Origin of the sequence: Mesorhizobium ventifaucium (genome assembly GCF_935822925.1) — a bacterium.
Taxonomy (GTDB): Bacteria; Pseudomonadota; Alphaproteobacteria; order Rhizobiales; family Rhizobiaceae; genus Mesorhizobium; species Mesorhizobium ventifaucium.
Map to the genome: position 1 here is coordinate 1 of NZ_CAKXZS010000010.1, position 15,614 is coordinate 15,614.

General features: G+C 58.3%; 15 protein-coding genes and 1 pseudogene. 5 read left to right on the forward strand and 11 right to left on the reverse strand.

What is annotated here, in order from left to right; genetic code table 11:
• Positions 1–208 precede the first annotated feature (208 nt).
• On the reverse strand, positions 209–1,177 hold the full coding sequence (locus tag NMG70_RS07680; RefSeq protein WP_254023979.1) for an SDR family oxidoreductase: 969 nt from the start codon (positions 1,175–1,177) through the stop codon (positions 209–211).
• A 181-nt stretch (positions 1,178–1,358) separates the two neighbouring features.
• On the opposite strand from NMG70_RS07680, the gene NMG70_RS07685 reads away from it, so the two are divergent.
• Positions 1,359–2,234, forward strand: coding sequence for a LysR family transcriptional regulator (locus tag NMG70_RS07685; RefSeq protein WP_254023980.1), 876 nt, complete (start codon positions 1,359–1,361; stop codon positions 2,232–2,234).
• A gap of 291 nt (positions 2,235–2,525) precedes the next feature.
• On the opposite strand, the gene NMG70_RS07690 is transcribed toward NMG70_RS07685, so the two are convergent.
• The 3 genes from NMG70_RS07690 to NMG70_RS07700 all read right to left on the reverse strand — a co-directional run bounded on the left by NMG70_RS07690 (position 2,526) and on the right by NMG70_RS07700 (position 4,395).
• A complete protein-coding gene (locus NMG70_RS07690) occupies positions 2,526–2,924 on the reverse strand; it encodes a RidA family protein (protein WP_254023981.1) in 399 nt (132 codons plus the stop codon).
• A 199-nt stretch (positions 2,925–3,123) separates the two neighbouring features.
• Complete coding sequence (locus NMG70_RS07695; protein WP_254023982.1) at positions 3,124–3,411, reverse strand: hypothetical protein; 288 nt, start codon at positions 3,409–3,411, stop codon at positions 3,124–3,126.
• 87 nt (positions 3,412–3,498) lie between these two features.
• The gene (locus tag NMG70_RS07700; protein ID WP_254023983.1) at positions 3,499–4,395 is read right to left on the reverse strand and encodes a LysR family transcriptional regulator; all 897 of its coding nucleotides are present in this window, start codon (positions 4,393–4,395) and stop codon (positions 3,499–3,501) included.
• Between the two features lie 271 nt (positions 4,396–4,666).
• On the opposite strand from NMG70_RS07700, the pseudogene NMG70_RS07705 reads away from it, so the two are divergent.
• Both NMG70_RS07705 and NMG70_RS07710 read left to right on the forward strand, forming a co-directional pair.
• Positions 4,667–5,397, forward strand: a pseudogene (locus NMG70_RS07705) (SDR family NAD(P)-dependent oxidoreductase).
• A gap of 192 nt (positions 5,398–5,589) precedes the next feature.
• Positions 5,590–6,189 (forward strand): NADPH-dependent F420 reductase, encoded by a 600-nt coding sequence (locus NMG70_RS07710; protein ID WP_254023984.1) that lies wholly within the window; start codon positions 5,590–5,592, stop codon positions 6,187–6,189.
• Positions 6,190–6,730: 541 nt separating this feature from the next.
• On the opposite strand, the gene eutA is transcribed toward NMG70_RS07710, so the two are convergent.
• The 6 genes from eutA to NMG70_RS07740 all read right to left on the reverse strand — a co-directional run bounded on the left by eutA (position 6,731) and on the right by NMG70_RS07740 (position 11,794).
• Positions 6,731–7,507, reverse strand: coding sequence for an ectoine utilization protein EutA (eutA, locus tag NMG70_RS07715; protein WP_254023985.1), 777 nt, complete (start codon positions 7,505–7,507; stop codon positions 6,731–6,733).
• A 5-nt stretch (positions 7,508–7,512) separates the two neighbouring features.
• Complete coding sequence (ehuD, locus tag NMG70_RS07720) at positions 7,513–8,172, reverse strand: ectoine/hydroxyectoine ABC transporter permease subunit EhuD (protein WP_254023986.1); 660 nt, start codon at positions 8,170–8,172, stop codon at positions 7,513–7,515.
• Positions 8,172–8,831, reverse strand: a complete 660-nt coding sequence (gene ehuC / locus NMG70_RS07725) for an ectoine/hydroxyectoine ABC transporter permease subunit EhuC (protein WP_254023987.1) — start codon at positions 8,829–8,831, stop codon at positions 8,172–8,174. The genes ehuD and ehuC overlap by 1 nt, the downstream gene beginning before the upstream one ends.
• A 159-nt stretch (positions 8,832–8,990) precedes the next feature.
• Positions 8,991–9,827, reverse strand: a complete 837-nt coding sequence (ehuB, locus tag NMG70_RS07730; RefSeq protein WP_254024052.1) for an ectoine/hydroxyectoine ABC transporter substrate-binding protein EhuB — start codon at positions 9,825–9,827, stop codon at positions 8,991–8,993.
• Positions 9,828–9,946: 119 nt separating this feature from the next.
• Complete coding sequence (gene ehuA / locus NMG70_RS07735) at positions 9,947–10,657, reverse strand: ectoine/hydroxyectoine ABC transporter ATP-binding protein EhuA (RefSeq protein WP_254023988.1); 711 nt, start codon at positions 10,655–10,657, stop codon at positions 9,947–9,949.
• Between the two features lie 231 nt (positions 10,658–10,888).
• Positions 10,889–11,794 (reverse strand): peptidyl-alpha-hydroxyglycine alpha-amidating lyase family protein, encoded by a 906-nt coding sequence (locus NMG70_RS07740; protein WP_254023989.1) that lies wholly within the window; start codon positions 11,792–11,794, stop codon positions 10,889–10,891.
• 254 nt (positions 11,795–12,048) lie between these two features.
• Here NMG70_RS07740 and NMG70_RS07745 point away from each other — a divergent pair, with 254 nt between their 5' ends.
• Positions 12,049–13,131 (forward strand): 2-hydroxyacid dehydrogenase, encoded by a 1,083-nt coding sequence (locus NMG70_RS07745; RefSeq protein WP_254023990.1) that lies wholly within the window; start codon positions 12,049–12,051, stop codon positions 13,129–13,131.
• A 159-nt stretch (positions 13,132–13,290) separates the two neighbouring features.
• Complete coding sequence (ehuR, locus tag NMG70_RS07750; RefSeq protein ID WP_254023991.1) at positions 13,291–14,676, forward strand: MocR-like ectoine utilization transcription factor EhuR; 1,386 nt, start codon at positions 13,291–13,293, stop codon at positions 14,674–14,676.
• Positions 14,677–15,212: 536 nt separating this feature from the next.
• Here the strand turns inward: ehuR and NMG70_RS07755 are convergent.
• Positions 15,213–15,605: an ectoine synthase gene (locus NMG70_RS07755; RefSeq protein ID WP_254023992.1), complete on the reverse strand. Its 393-nt coding sequence runs from the start codon at positions 15,603–15,605 to the stop codon at positions 15,213–15,215.
• Positions 15,606–15,614: the final 9 nt, after the last annotated feature.

Sequence of the window (15,614 nt, forward strand, 5' to 3'; positions counted from 1 at the left end):
CTTGAACGTCCGATGCTCTAGCGTGGCCGAGCAAGGGCTCGGCCGCGATCGGGTCGAATTACGCGCCGACACCATTCCATCAAGCGGCCGTCACCGCCATGGTTGACCGTGCGGTCGGGGAAGGCGGTGCTTCCGAGAAGCCCCGCAGGTGCGTAAACAAGTCGCAATCGACGACGGGACTGTCAGGCCGATCCGCCATCGCGATGCATCACGAAATCAGCTGGTGACTTTTCGCCCATCGCGTGATCGCATCTCGGGATGCAGGGGCCGGTCCAAAGAAGTGCTCCTGTTTCGAAATATTCGAAACATAGACGCCCTTCTTGAAGAACAGGAACATCTGCATTAGGTCATAGCCAAGCTCGGAAAACAGCTTTGCCGGGCGCGCCAGCAAACGGAAAACCAGCCACGGCACAGCCCGAACCTTAAGACGTCTCTTCGTAATTTCGGAGATGATGTCGGCGATCTCCTGCTGGCTTTTGGGGCCATCGCGCCAGCCGACATCGATCGTTTGGTTGTTGATTTCGGCGCCGGGATGGGTCGCGGCTTTGGCAAGATATGAGGCAAGATCATCGGTCAACACATAGGACCACCTCGTGGTTTTATCGCCGACCGCCGGAAACCGGCCAGCTTTCACAGCTTTTGCAATATAGTCTGAGCTTTGATCGAGAAATGAGGGCGCGCGGACAAATACATATGGCACCCCGGAGGCCTTGATCAGATCCTCGGCCACTTTCTTGGCGTGGAAATGCGGCACTGCCGACGCCGCCTCGCAGCTGACGATGCTGAGAAAGACAAATCGGCCGACATTGGCTCTTGCCGCGGCCTCTATAAGATTCTTGTTGCCCTGAAAATCGGTGTCGAGGCTTCCCTTCATGTAGCTGTTGGCCGAGCTGACGACGACGTCCACGCCCTGCAAAGCACGATCCAATGAGACTGGATCCATCATGTCGCCGCGCACCCATTCGACATCGGCGCTGTCATTTGAGGGCGCGCCCTTGCGCGACATCGCAACAACGACCACATTCGCGTCATGCGCCAGGTTGCGGAGGATTTTGGCTCCGAGGAACCCTGTGGCGCCGACGAGCAGGACCTTTCTTGTCCCCGTCGCGCTTGAACTTGCGGTTTCGGCAAGTGCCTTCTTATCCGAGGCAGTCGAGGGATGCGGTGATTGAAACAATCTAATCTCCTGTCACGAACTGGTATCGGTTCGGGCGCTCAGGGCGGCGTAATCGATGTAGCCTCGGGCAGTGCCACCGAAGTAGGTGAGTCTCCATTCTTTGGAGTCCCTTGTGCACCATTCCAATATTAGGATAAATCAGGCCGGGCAGAAATTATCTTTCCATCAATGGAACAATCGGTTGAACCATTTGAACGACATGGCGTTGTTCGTGGAGGTGGCCAGAGCCAGGAGCTTTCGGAAGGCGGCGGAGGCGCTCGGCATGCCAAACTCCACTCTGTCGCGACGTATCAGCGAGTTGGAGAAGGCGATCGGCCTGCGACTGCTGCATCGCACGACGAGCAAGATCGAGCTCACCGAGGCCGGCCAGCTCTATTACGAGCGAAGCAAGCGAATCGTCGACGAGGCGCGGCTCGCGCACGAGCAGCTCGGCGCGATGGTTGAGCAGCCGAGCGGCGTCCTGCGGGTTTCGCTTCCGGTCGACTTCGCCACGCTTTACCTGACGCCGATCATCGGTGACTTCGCGCGGCACTATCCCGGCATCACGTTCGAATTCGACCTGACCCCACGCCGCGTCGACCTGGTGGCCGAGCCGTTCGACCTGGCGATCCGCATCGGCAAACTGGAAGATTCCAGTCTGATCGCGCGCCTGATCGGGCGGCATTCGCGCCACCTCTATGCGTCTCCTGGCTATCTCGAAGCGTCAGGCGAGCCCGCGACACCGGCGGAACTGGCGGAGCACGAATGCATCTGCATGCCGCGGACCCCGACCTGGACTTTGCACCAGGAGATGAACAAGGTCGATGTTGGCGTTCACGGCCGCTTCACGCTCAACAGCGTCGGGATGATCCGCGCCCTGGCGGTCAATCACCAGGGCATCGCCCTGCTCGCCGAGAAGATCGTCGCCGAAGACGTGGCCTCTGGCCGGCTCCGGCGCATCCTGCCCGAATGGCAGGGATCGTCGGTCAGCATTCACGCCGTCACCGAAACTCGCCTTGTTCCAGCCAAGACCCAGCGCTTCGTCGAATTCCTGTCCTCCAGGCTGATGGAGCCTTGAACATGCTATTGCCGCCGTTCCGCGCTACTCAATCATTCGTAACGCACTTTCAGCGAAAATTTTTCTGCGCATAGCCAAGAACCGTCTCACAGATCTCGTAAGAGATTTGCGCTCTTGATTTCAAGGACGAATTTCGGCGATCTGCGATTTGGTCGGTTTCAACCACTATCGCCATCGATCGATCGATTTTCGACCTTCTCTAGACGCGCCTTCACGATCAGCATCGTCGGAAAAAGACCGTCACGGCAGTCGTTGGATAAGACTCTGCTGGTTTGGTTGCCCGATGGTGGCCTACCCATCCACAACCGCGAACGCATCAACCTCGATGAGATAACCGGGAGAAAGGGCGGTGACACCTACAAGGACGTCGGCCGGCTTGTGACCGCCGAACAGCACCACTCGAGCTTCTTCGATGATCGCCAGATGGCGATCGCGTTCGTAGTCAACAACGTAGATCGTAATCTTTGCCACTTGTTCGGGAAAGGCGCCGGCGGCTGCAAGGGCTCGACCAAGATTGGCGAACACCTGGCGTGCTTGAACAGCTAGATCACCGGGGCCAACAAGCTTCCCGTCGATGTCTTCCGGTTCCTGACCGGCGACGAATATGAGCTTGGTCCCGCTTGCGACAACGACTTGAGTATAGGTTGTTGGGGTCGGTAGATCGCGCGGATTGATACACTCTAACGTCATCTTTTCGCTACCCCTTTGATTGCTTCGTATTTCCGCTGTTCGGGTCCATCGGGAGGTCTCCTTTGCCAGAGGCCGATTCCGTATCGCCGAGCCGTTCGAGCACTATTTGATACAACGGCTGCATAACAGTTTCCCTACAGTTTCCCTGGCTATCCTCTTCTACTCTATTCTACTGCGCGCTACTCTCATTCCCACTCGATTATTCAGAGGCATCATAACGCATTGATTCATCGAGAAAAATTTTTCCGCTGACGACGAAGAACCGTATTCCGGATCCGTCAGAAATTCTCGCTCTTGAATTCAAAGGAGAATTTCGGCGATCCGCGATTTGCTCGGTTTCAAAGACTATCGATATCGCTTGGTCTATTTTCGTCGGAGTTCTCCGCAAAAGCGGCGTCTCCAGCGTGCCAAAAAGACCGTCAGCGATGGTGAAGTCCGTCGCCGTCAGTAGTGTGGCCCTCGCGCCGGTTGCGATACGGCGCAACATTCCGCGGATTGAACGACGCCGCTTCAAGCGATCGCAGCTCGGCTTCCGACCGGATTGCGGCAAGCATCGCCGGCGACCTGCCGGGTGTCAGTCGCGCGATATGGACAGCCCCGCGAGAAGCGGAGCGTAGGCGGCGAGCCTGCGGGATACGAACTCAGTGAAGAGCCGCACGCGCGTCGTCTTGCGTGTCTCCCCCTGAGTGAGAAGCCAGAGCGTTCCATGCATGTGCAGGTCAGTGCCCGGCACCCTCACCAGTAGGGGGTCGGCATCTCCGACGAAGCACGACAGTGTCGTCATCCCCAGCCCTTGCCGTACTGCAACGATCTGCGCCTCGCCGTCCGTGGTCCTGAACGGAACCCCTGTGGTACGAACCTCACCCTCGCGGGCCCAGTCTGGGATGCCATGCATGCTTATGACGATCCACCGGATGGGATCAGGCGCACCCGCACGCCACGCGGCTAGTCGATCGCGGGACATGTAGACGCCGCCGAACAGCTCCGGTCCCTTCAGGCCGTGAAGATTGAGCGGCAGGGCCTTGCGGTCGTAGACGACGCGGATCGCGACGTCGGCCTCTCGGTTGGTCAGATTTGCCAACTCGCCGGACGACAAGATTTCCATCTCTATGTCCGGATGGAGACGCGCAAACTCAGCAAAGTCCGGCATGAGCAGGTGTATCGCGAGGGTCGGAGCCAACGTCACCCGCAGAAGCCCGCGCACGCTCTGGTCGCGCCCGAAGACGCGCGTCTCCAGCTGGTGCGACGACGCTTCCATCTGGTTCGCGAGCTCGACGACCTCCTCGCCCGCAGCCGTCAGGCGGTAGCCCGAAGGCAGCTTTTCGAACATGCGCGCCCCGAGGCGTTCCTCGAGTTGAGCGATGCGTCGCAGCACGGTCGAGTGATTCACCCCGAGGCGCTCGGCGGCAGCCCGCACTGAACCCCCGCGCGCGACGGCAAGAAAGTAGCGAACGTCATCCCGGTCGATCATGGTGCAATCCCGCACCGCACGGTGCGCTTCCAGACCCGTATCTAACACATCGAACAGCAATACGGACGGTCATCATAGCCTACGTTGACGAGCGCGGCCCAATTCCGAATGGCGAACACCGATCGTCGCGGCTGGCGTTAGTCGTCCAGCCGGATCGATTTCGCACCACCGATGTGCGCGCTTCCGCACTCAACAACTGACGCCGGCGGACCCATTTCGAGGTTCTCGGAGGCAGATGCTGTCCCGACACCACGAAAAGAAAGGAGAAGTCATGGGAAAGCTTGAGGGTAAGGTTGCAGTCATCACGGGTGGATCGAGCGGCATGGCGCTGGCGAGCGCCAAGCGGTTCGTTGAAGAAGGCGCCTATGTTTTCATCACGGGCCGTCGGCAGGAAGCGCTCGACGAGGCCGTCAACCTGATCGGCCGGAACGTGACCGGCGTGCGCGGCGACGCGTCCAATCTCGACGACCTCGACCGCCTGTTCAACACGGTCAAGCGGGAACAGGGCAAGATCGACATCCTGTATGCGAGCGCCGGCACGGGCGAAGCCGTCCCACTGGGCAAGATTACCGAGCAGCACTTCGATTCGGCCTTCAACCTGAATGCGCGCGGCACGCTGTTTACGGTCCAGAAGGCGTTGCCGCTGTTCAACGATGGCGGATCGATCTTCATGACCGGGTCAGTTGCTTCGATCAAAGGCTTTCCTGGTTACAGCGTGTATGCGGCGAGCAAGGCGACGTTGCACGCATTCGCACGCGGCTGGCTCAACGAACTGAAGGGCAGGAATATCCGGGTGAACGTGCTGCACCCGGGGCCGATCGCCACACCGATGCAGGACCAAGTTCTCACCGAGGAGGCGAAGCAGATGTTCGAATCCCTGATCCCGCGCGGATGGGTCGTTCTGAGGAAATTGCGGCGGCAGCGCTGTTTCTTGCTTCAGACGATTCGAGCTTCGTGAATGGGGTGGAGTTGTCTGTCGACGGCGGCTTCTCGGCCATCTGAAATCGCGCCGGACGCTAACCGGCGGGAACTAGCATGTCCATGGTGGAACGACTTCCGTGCTGACGGTCGGCCCGGCCGCGCGGAAGTCGTTCACGACGGGACGTCTACGCAAAGGTCACCACACAGCAGAACGGATAACCCAGCGCCGTTGAAGGCCTGGGAATCAATACCAACACGGATCGGAGAAGCATTATGAGCTACGCGATTGTAGGATTCGGTAAGATAGGCCAGGCGCTCGCCCGCGCCTTCGCCCGTAAAAACATCGACGTGACCGTCGCGAGCCGCCGGCCGCCCGAGGTGTTGGCGCCGCAGGCTCGGGCGATTGGACCCACGGTCGTCGCCAAGTCGCTGCGGGATGCACTCGAGGCCGACACGATCATCTTGGCGGTACCGTTCGGGGAGCATCGCGAGGTTGCAAAGGCCCTGCCGAGCTGGGAAGGCAAGACAGTCATCGACGCGACGAACGCGTTTCCAGTGCCTGAAGAACTGGACGGTCTTCCGTCCTCCGCCTTCGTCGCGAAGGCGTTCTCCGGCGCCAAGCTCGTGAAAGGTTTCAATCACCTGATTGCGGCCACCTTGGCCGCCGATCCGATCGTCGAGGGCGGCCACCGGGTCATCTTTCTGTCGAGCGACGACGAGGACGCGATCGCTCCCGTGGCGGCCTTGGCCAAACAACTCGGGTTCGCACCCGTCAAGCTGGGAAAGCTCAACGAGGGTGGCGCGCTGGTGCACGCACGCGGCCGCACTTGGGGCCAGCTCATCTTCCAGGACCTGTTCAAGAAGGAGCAGTAATCGATCTACGACCGTGTGATCTACGCCGAGAACTGGTCGCGCGCGCTAACTTCTTCGAGCAGCGCGCGACCGAATATTTGGAGGCCACAAAGTCGCGAAGGTTGGGTGGGCCTGACGGCGTATGGGCGCCGCTCGAAAAGCGGGGAGACGCCCGACAGAGCGGCAGATCTGCGGGTCGCCTAGAATCTATCGACTGCTACCGATGGCCTAGGATTCGATCGAGTGTCCTCTGCTATCCGATACTCTCCACGAACTCCCCTTCACTCCCACTCAATGATCAATTAGGTCTATAACTGTTTGTTTTGATTGATAAAATCTTATCATCTGCCAAGGAATACCGTCAAGAATACCGTCAGATTCTTAGGCTGTTGAAAAGACTAAAACAATGTGGTCGCCGTCGCGGTATGCACACTTTTGACTGCATTATCTACGACTGCCATTCGGCGAGGTCAAAGCCGGAGTTCACAGACCATAAGGCAAGGACGGTCTTGCTCATGCTCGACAGCCCTAGGTGCGCTGCAGATGTGCGTGCGACATACGATCACTCAGTCAGCCGCTTCGTCATCAGCCGGCCGAATTCGGGGCGCGCTGTGTCGTCCCCGCAAAGCCGCAGACAGTTCCAGGCGCTGGCCTGATTGCTGGTGACGACGGGGCGGCCGACCACTTCTTCCATGCCGGGAACGGCGAGCGCCGCGCGCAGCGCCGTGCAGGAGACGAACAGCGCGTCGGCCTGCGCATGCGTGGCCGTGCGCGCCAGTTCCACGAGGGAAGACGGCTTGATGCGTGCCATCTCGCGATCGTCCTCGAAGCCGAGGCAGGTGAAGCTCTCGATATCAAAGCCATGCGCCGCAAAATAGGCGGCCATCGGCCGGCTGGTCTCGACGGTGTAAGGCGTGAGAATGCTGATGCGCTTCACGCCCAGGGCGTTCAGGCCGCGCACGCCTGCCATGGGTGGCGTGACCACGGGAACACCTGGCTTGGCCGCCTGGATCGCAGCTTCGATCTCGGCATCGCCGATCACCACCGAGGCAGAGGTGCAGGAGTAGCAGACGCCGTCGAGCGGCTCGTCCGGCAGGATGAGCGCCGCGCCGGCCGAAAGTGACGGCTGCATACTGCGCAGATTTTCCGGGGTCGTCGGATTGGCATAGGGAATGCGTGCCACATAGACGCCGATCCGCTCGCTCGCCACCATGCGGCGGAAATCGACCTCGCTGGTGTGGTCGGTGGCTAAAGCGATCAGACCGACGCGTTTTTCGAGCGGCCGCGCATCGAGGGCGGGCCGGCTCGGCGCCAGCCGGACTTCAGGCAATGGTTTCATGACTTTCATCTCTCGATCTTGCCGTAACGATGCTCTAGCCAGCGCAAGAGCACGACGGAACAGAGGCTGATGATTAGGAAAAAGGCGCCGACCAGCGTCATCGGCTCCATATAGCGGTAAGAGCTGTTGGCGACGATCTTGGCCTGGTTCATCAGTTCCAGCACGGTGATAGCCGAAAGCAGCGGCGTCTCCTTGAACATGGCGATGAAATAGTTGGCCAAAGCCGGGATCATCGGCGGGATCGCCTGCGGCAGGATGATGTGCGTCCAGGTGTGGCGGCCGCCGAGATTGCAGGCCTTGGCCGCCTCCCATTGGCCGCGCGGCACATTGTCGATGCCGGCGCGGTAAACCTCCGCAGTGTAGGTGCCGTAGTGCAGGCCAAGCCCGATGACGCCGGCCACCAGCGGCGGCAGCAGGATGCCGATATCGGGCAGCACGTAGAAGATGAAGTAGAGTTGCACCAAGAGCGGCGTGCCGCGGATGAACTCTGCGAACCAGCCGACGCTGCGCGAAACGAGCCGGTGGGGCGAGCGCCGCGCCAGAGCGATGGCCAGGCCGACGATCGCCGCCAGGATCGAGCCGAGCACCGTCGCCAGGATGGTGATCTTCACGCCCTGGATAAGGGTCGGCATGATCTCCTGGACGAAATTCCAATCCCAATCCATCAGACACGCACCCCGTCGAGGCCGCGCGCCAGGCGCCGTTCCAGCGTCCGCACGCCCCAGGCGATGATCAGAGCCAGGATAAAATAGATGAGGAGAATGGTGGCGAAGGGCATCAGCGTGCTGCCCGTCTGCGAGCGCACGACTTGCGCCTGGAATGTCAGGTCGGCGAGCGAGATCAGCGACACGACCGAGGTCGCCTTGAGCAATTCGATCGCGTTGTTGCCAAAGGTCGGCAGCATGATGAGCAGCGCCTGCGGCAGGATGACATGGCGCATGCCTTGCCAGCGGCCAAGATTGAGTGCGGTGCAGGCCTCGTATTGCTCGCGGCCGATCGACCGGATGGCGCCGCGCACCACTTCAGCGCCATAGGCGCCGACATTCAAGCCCAGCACCAGCACGCCGGCCTGGAGCGGCGTCAAAGTCACTCCCGCCAGAGGCAGAACGAAGTAAGCGAAGAACAGCTGTACGAAGCCCGACGTGCCGCGGAAGAACTCAATATAGGCCGTCGCTAAGCACCGTATTGCAACGAAGCGTGACAGCCGCCCCAGCCCGGCGACAAAGGCCATCACCAGCGCCAGCGCTGCGCCCATCACGGTGAGTTGCACCGTGACCATCGCGCCCTGCAGGATCAAGTTAAGATATCCGGACCAGTCTGTCATGGGATCGGGTGTTTGCCAATTAGCCTCTGAGGACGGGACATCCGCATGACCTCCCGCTCAAAGGGAGGTCATGCGGCGGGCACGGGTGGGGGTCAATAAGGGCAGTTCGGAAACCCCATCCGTTCGCCACCCTTCCCGTTGTGGGTGGTCAGAGCGAGCCTATTGCGCCGAGGCGCAGAGCTTTTCGCGCGTCGTCGACATCGCCGCCTTGGCAGAGAAGCCATACGGCTCGATGATCTTGGCGAATTCGCCGGACTTTTTCATCTTGGCGAGCTCGACGTCGAAGGCATCGCGCAGAGCCTCGTCGCCCTTTTTGAAGGCGGCACCATCACAGGAAACCGGCATCCCCTGCACCGGGGCGACCACTTCGAGGTTTGGGTCGTTAGCCTTCTTGACAAGGTCGTTGATGGATAGAATCGGGAGCGTATAGACGTCAATTCGCCCGTCTTGCACCATCTTCAGCCCGCTCTGAGCGTCAGGCACGACGATAAAGCGATCACTCGGCACGCCGGCCTTCAACGCGTATTTTGCCTGAAGTCCGCCACCCGGTCCGCCGATTGTGGCGGAGGAGTCCTTACCAATATCCTCATACGTCATTAGATGCTTTGGATTCCCTTTCCTCACAAGAAAGGCCTCCGCGTCGCAAAGCACGGGTTCGGAATAGGCGACCGACGCGCAGCGCTCCGGTTTCATCATTAGGCCGGCAGTGACGACGTCGAAGCGCCCGGCCTGCAGGCCGGGAATCATGGCGCCGTATTCGGAGATGGACGCGACGATGTCTTTCACGCCGAGGCGTTGGAAGATCACGCGGGCCACGTCGGGCGCGGCTCCCGAGACCTTGCCGTCGGCGGCCACCGCCGTGTAGGGCGGCTCATTGGCGATGGCGACACGGGCAAAGCCTTGCGCCTTGAGCTCGTCGAGTTTGGCGTCATCTGCCGAACGCGCACCGGAGGCGAGCAGCATCGTGCTCACTACGAGGCTGGCGACGCCAGCCATAATGCCAAGTTTCTTCATCGTTCCCAACTCCTTGTTTCTCTTCTGGTTGCTCGAAGTGGGCGAGCGGGTCCGAGGACGATCGTCGCCTCGGGACTGGCTGCGTCGCCCGTGCATAGCGGTCAGACCCGATGTCCGGCCGCGATGATCTTTTTCAGGAAGCTCTGCGTTCTCTCCTGCTTCGGATGGCGGAAAATCTCATCGGGCTTGCCTTCCTCGAAGATCCTGCCGCGGTCGAAGAACAGCACGCGATCGGCGAAGTCGTGGGCAAAGCCCATTTCATGTGTAACGAGGAGCATCGTCATGTCTGTCTCGGCGGCGAGCTTGCGCATGACGTTGAGCACCTCCTCGACCAGTTCCGGATCGAGCGCCGAGGTAATCTCGTCGAACAGCATGATCTTGGGCGACAGGGCGAGTGCTCGGGCGATCGCCACGCGCTGCTTCTGGCCGCCGGACAGCTGCGCCGGCATTGCTTTCGCCTTGTCGGCAAGGCCCACCATGTCCAGCAGTTCCATCGCCCGCTTCTCGGCGGCGACGCGCGTGACGCCCTTGGTCAGCATCGGCGCCAGCGTCACATTGTCGATGACGCATTTGTGCGGAAACAGATTGAACAGCTGGAACACCATGCCGATCTTCTGCCGCATCTTGGCCAGATGCCGCTCGTCGGCCGGCATCAGCTGGCCGTTGCGCTCCATGTGGTAGAGCTGCTCGCCATCGACCTGGATGTGGCCGCCGTCGATCTTCTCCAGCGTCATCAGGATGCGAAGGATCGTTGTCTTGCCCGACCCGGACGGGCCGATCAGCGCCAGCTTCTCGCCCGGCATGACCTGCATCGACAGGCCCTCCAGCACCTTGAAGGCGCCGAAGCTCTTCGAGATGCCGTCGATCTTGATGACGGGCGCGGGCTTGCCGCGGGCCTCATCACGAGATTGCGAAAAAGGTATCAGGCTCGTGCTCCACGAAATCAGGGTTTGCGGGTGAGCGGAAGGTTGCTTCAGATCTAATCACTTCAACTCGCCAACGAATCGACTTGTTAAGGCGCTATCCGCTCGCACCGTGCGCGCTCAGTCTAGCTTTCGAAATTTTGACATTCGCCAGCCGTACACTTCGCAGACATAAATATCGCCATTTTGAGCGACGCATAGATCGTGTGGTCCGATTAGAGTCTCCTTGTCGTCACTCGCCGTATTATCCCAGCTAGCGAGCAGTTTACCGTCTAGGTCATAAAGTGAAATGGAACCACTACCTCGTCCGTTCATCTTGTTCTCAAACGGCTGTAGCTGTGCGAAATGTACAATGTCATCTTTGATACAAATGCCGCTCGGATTTCCGATTTCCCACTCCTCTAGATATGTTCCTTCCATATCAAATAGCTGAACTCTGTCATTCTCATCATCGCAGATAAGAACTCTGTCCCTGCTGTCGATCCAAACATTGTGAACCAGCTCAAATTGGCCTGGTCCTCGTCCCTGACGTCCCCAAGACAGCAGCAGCTCACCTTTCGAATTAAAGCGGTGAACCTTGTGACCGCCATAACCATCCGCAACGAAAATATCTCCATTCGGTGCAATCGCGAGATTTGTGGGCATGTTGAAGGGTTGCGAGTGAACCAGGCGCCCCTCGCAAGTAGGCGATGGGGAGTTCTTGTTGCCTAAAGTTCGCAAAATCTGACCGTGCGGCGAGAACTCCATGGCAACATGTGCGTTACAATCAACTATCCAGACATTGTCGTCTTTCCCGATAAAGATACCGTGAGGCACAGGAGAGAACATCCCCTCACCCCACGACCCAATAAAGTCGCCTTCCGCGGTCCAGACAGTTACTGGATGGTTTCCTCGAGAGAGAACGAAAATCTCTCCAGAGGAGTTGACGGCAACATCGCTTGGCTGTCCCATCTCAAAATATTTTGGAACGTTTGGCCAACGCTCGACCCGCTCATAGCGGTACTGACCTGACCCCAATACTTTCAATTTCTTATTCTCCCTAGGGCGGACCCTGTGCCCGGTCGAGACCCATTGATATGCACCGATGAGGGGTAATGCCAACTATTCTCGCGTTTTAAATACCTGTCAATCGCGAAATTGACGCATGTCAATCCTCGAAGCCCAAGGCTATGCGCGTGCCGCAGGCTACCACGAGCGATAAAACGGAGCATGCGGATGATATCGTTCCGCTTTCAAGGCGATGCGCCAAGGGAACTTGATATGATGCAAGTTAGCTATTGATGCATGTCAAAACCGGTGTTATCAGCAGGCGGCTTTTAGTTTTCGCAACCGGTCAGAGGATCAAAATGAAAGTTTTATTGGGATGGCATGCCACGGACGAGGAGTTGGCAACGGTCCAGCAGTCGCTTCCTGGCACTACTGTCGTTGGGCCACGTCCTGAACCATATCTTTCTCGATTCGATCTAACTCTAGAGTCGATCGCAGATACCCTTGGAGACGTGGACGCTTTCGTAGGTTATGTTTTGCCGGAAGGGTCGTTAGACATCGCCAAGAAACTAAAGTTGATATGCTGGATGCATGCCGGCTGTGATGAACTTGACCTGGCTCGCCTAAAGACACTGGGTGTCCAAGTTACCAATTTACGTGGGGCCAACAGTATTTCAGTTGCCGAACATGCGATGGCGATCATTCTCGGGTTGGCCAAACGTCTGATTGCCAAGCACCAAGCCTGCGTCAACGCTCTCCCGGTGCCAGTTTACGATGCCGAGTCCCGCTCAGCGATGTTGCATCGTAGAACCCTTGGGATAATAGGCCTTGGGCAGATTGGAAGTGCGATCGCCCAGCGCGCCAAGGCTTTTGACATGCGAGTTTTGGGTGTTCGCCTCCATCCTGAACTCGGTGCAGGTGTGGCGGATGCGGTTTTCGGCGTCGACCAGATGCCGCAGGTGCTGGGAAACAGCGATTACGTTGTGTTGGCGACACCTATCACTCGCAAAACGAGCTCGTTTTTCGGGGCAACTGAAATCGATGCGATGAAGTCAGGAGCATTCCTCGTAAACGTTGCTCGTGGCAATCTTATTCAGGAACGCCCGCTCTATGACGCTCTGAAAAGCGGAAAGATTGCGGGCTACGGTTCTGACGTGTGGTGGACATATAACAACGCATTTCCAGCAAGTTACCATTTTCCGGTGCCTTCACGAACCGGAATCCAGAGGATGCCGAATGTCATAGGCACGGGTGATCAGGGTGCTAATGCCGATGACGTTCTCGACCGCAACATAGCGCGATCGGTGGAAAGCTTGCTTGAGTTCCAAAACGACAAGCCTCTTACTTGGAAAATCGATCTCGACCTAGGATATTGAACGACTTGTTTTTCGAAGTGTGTTGATGGCAAAAGCGGCTGGTCTAAATCAAGCGACCAGCCGATCCGTTTCGGGGGTTCTCCATGACGAACATACATCGGGTGCCGGAATTCATCGAGTTGGTTAGGGCTCTGCCGTACCGTGAGAGGATCGTGCAATATGGATGTGTGGCTACCTGAGCCAGGTTCACTTGAACGTCCAATCTATCTTTCTTTAGCTGAGAAAGTCGTAGAGGCTCTTCAAGCTGGCAAACTGGCGGAGGGAGCGCGCTTGCCAACGCACCGCGAGTTATCGTTCCGCTTAAAGGTTTCAGCTCAGACTGTTAGCCGGGCATATGAAGAGTTGGCTAGACGGGGTTTGGTTACCAGTTCTGTTGGTCGTGGGAGTTTCGTCAAGCACTCATTGGACAAGCCGGCTTATCCGCACTCCCCTGAACGCTCCGAAACATCAATTGACCTTTCGATTTTGAAGCCGGTGAGTGATTCAACTCATCTTGAGCATATGCGTAGGGTACTCCAGGATCTTGCGGTGGATCTGCCCCTTACGAATTTCTTTTCATTCCGGCCAAATAATGCATTGGCCCGTCATCGCAGCATCGGCGTAGACTGGTTGCGCTCGTATGGCATCGAAGTCGACGAACGCAACTTGATGGTCACCAATGGTGCAACGCCGGGCATGACACTTGCGTTGATGTCTGTTCTAAGCCCGGGATCGACCCTGCTATCCGAGGAAATTGGCCACCACACGCTGAATCCGCTCGCCACGTATCTCGGCTCGAAGCTCCATGCGGTGAAAATAGACTCGGAGGGGATTTGTCCAGATTCGCTGGAGCAGGCTTGTCTGGAGCACAACGCGCGCGCTCTGTTTATTATGCCTGGTCCCATCAGTCCGACTGTGAGTGTTATGAGCAATGGGCGGCGGGCAGAAATCGCTGAAATTGCACGGCGTCATGGGCTATTCATTGTTGAAAATGATCCTCTCGGTGCGCTGGTCGATCGCGGCTTGCTGTCCTTTGTTGAACTCGCTCCCGAACGGACATTTTATATTACCTCTTTGACAAAGTCCCTGATGCCAGGTTTGCGAACCGGTTATGTGGTCGTTCCAAGTAGCCTGATCCCTGCGATCACAAATCGATCTCTGGTAACGACCTGGATGGCTACGCCACTGATAGCGGAGATTGCCAGCCGATGGATTGAAGATGGCACTGCGAAAGGCCTTATCGACTGGCAGCGGAAAGCGTTGGCGGAGCGGCACAAACTTGCAGCTGAACTTTTGGGTGGCGTTCAATATCTTTCCCACCGACAAAGTCTTCACATTTGGCTTCCGCTACCAAAAGGTCACACTGAAGATGGCTTCGTCGCCAATGCGCGTCTCCGGGGAGTGGGTGTCGCACGCGGCAGCGCATTTACGTTATCCCAACACGCGCAGCCTCCTGCAATTCGCATCTCTGTTGGATCAACCCGCCCAGATGAGTTGAGGCGTGGCCTTGAGATAATTTCCGCCATGCTAACAGAGGAGCCTGAACCGATTCTCCACAGGCTGTAATCTATGAGCGAAGCCAGCTGCCGTAGCCTGTCATGTCCACGAAGATCGCCTCCACGCCGAGACGGTGTGGGCGCTAGGCTGGCGGTTTAGGCAAGAAGAGGTTTCACCTCAAAATCCTTTCGGCGAGGTGGGTCGTATCCTCTGGTGACGCCAGACCGGAGGGATACGGTGGGTTGGTCAGCTGACGACCCGCAGCACTAGCGCCATCCATAGCCGCTAGCCGTCTTGCCTGCGCGCTGACGTCCCTAACGTTCTTCTCCTTCTGACGTCGCTCGCAACGCTGCCATGCCGTGCGAAGGTCCTCCGAAATGCCAGCCATGGGACCATGGGAGGTAGATCGAATCCCCGCCTCGTCGTACTTTCCTGGCCTCCGGATATGCTCGCGCCCCGGAGGACCGGCTACGGCGCAAACTGGGAAGATTCAAACGGCACATTTGGGGAGTATTGTTCCGATATCGACAGACGAGCGGCGGCGAAGAGGCGGAGAAGCCGAATACACTCCATGTCGACACTCGCTAACTCGCTCTGAAGCGACATCAGATCGCCTCGGAGTCAAGAGGATACGCGCCGGTCTCGTCATGCACCTCGCTGCCGGCCAAGGGAGGATCGAAGACGCAGGCTAACACCAATTCGGTTTCGGCACACAGCAGGTGAGCATCGTGCTTATCGAGCGCATAAATGATGCCCGGTCTAACGACATGGACCTCGTCTGCCTGCGGATCCTCGATAGAACCCGTTCCAGAGATGCAGTAGACCGCCTCAAGATGGTTTCGATAGTGCATCTTGAGCCGGGCGCCCGGATGGATCCTAGTGATATGGAAGGAAAAGCCCATTCCATCGTTCTTGAGGAGCAACCGCACGCTTTCCCAGCTCGTCGTCTGGACCCGCCTAGCTGTCTTTTTCTCCTCATTGAAATCCCTGACGATCATGATTCACCT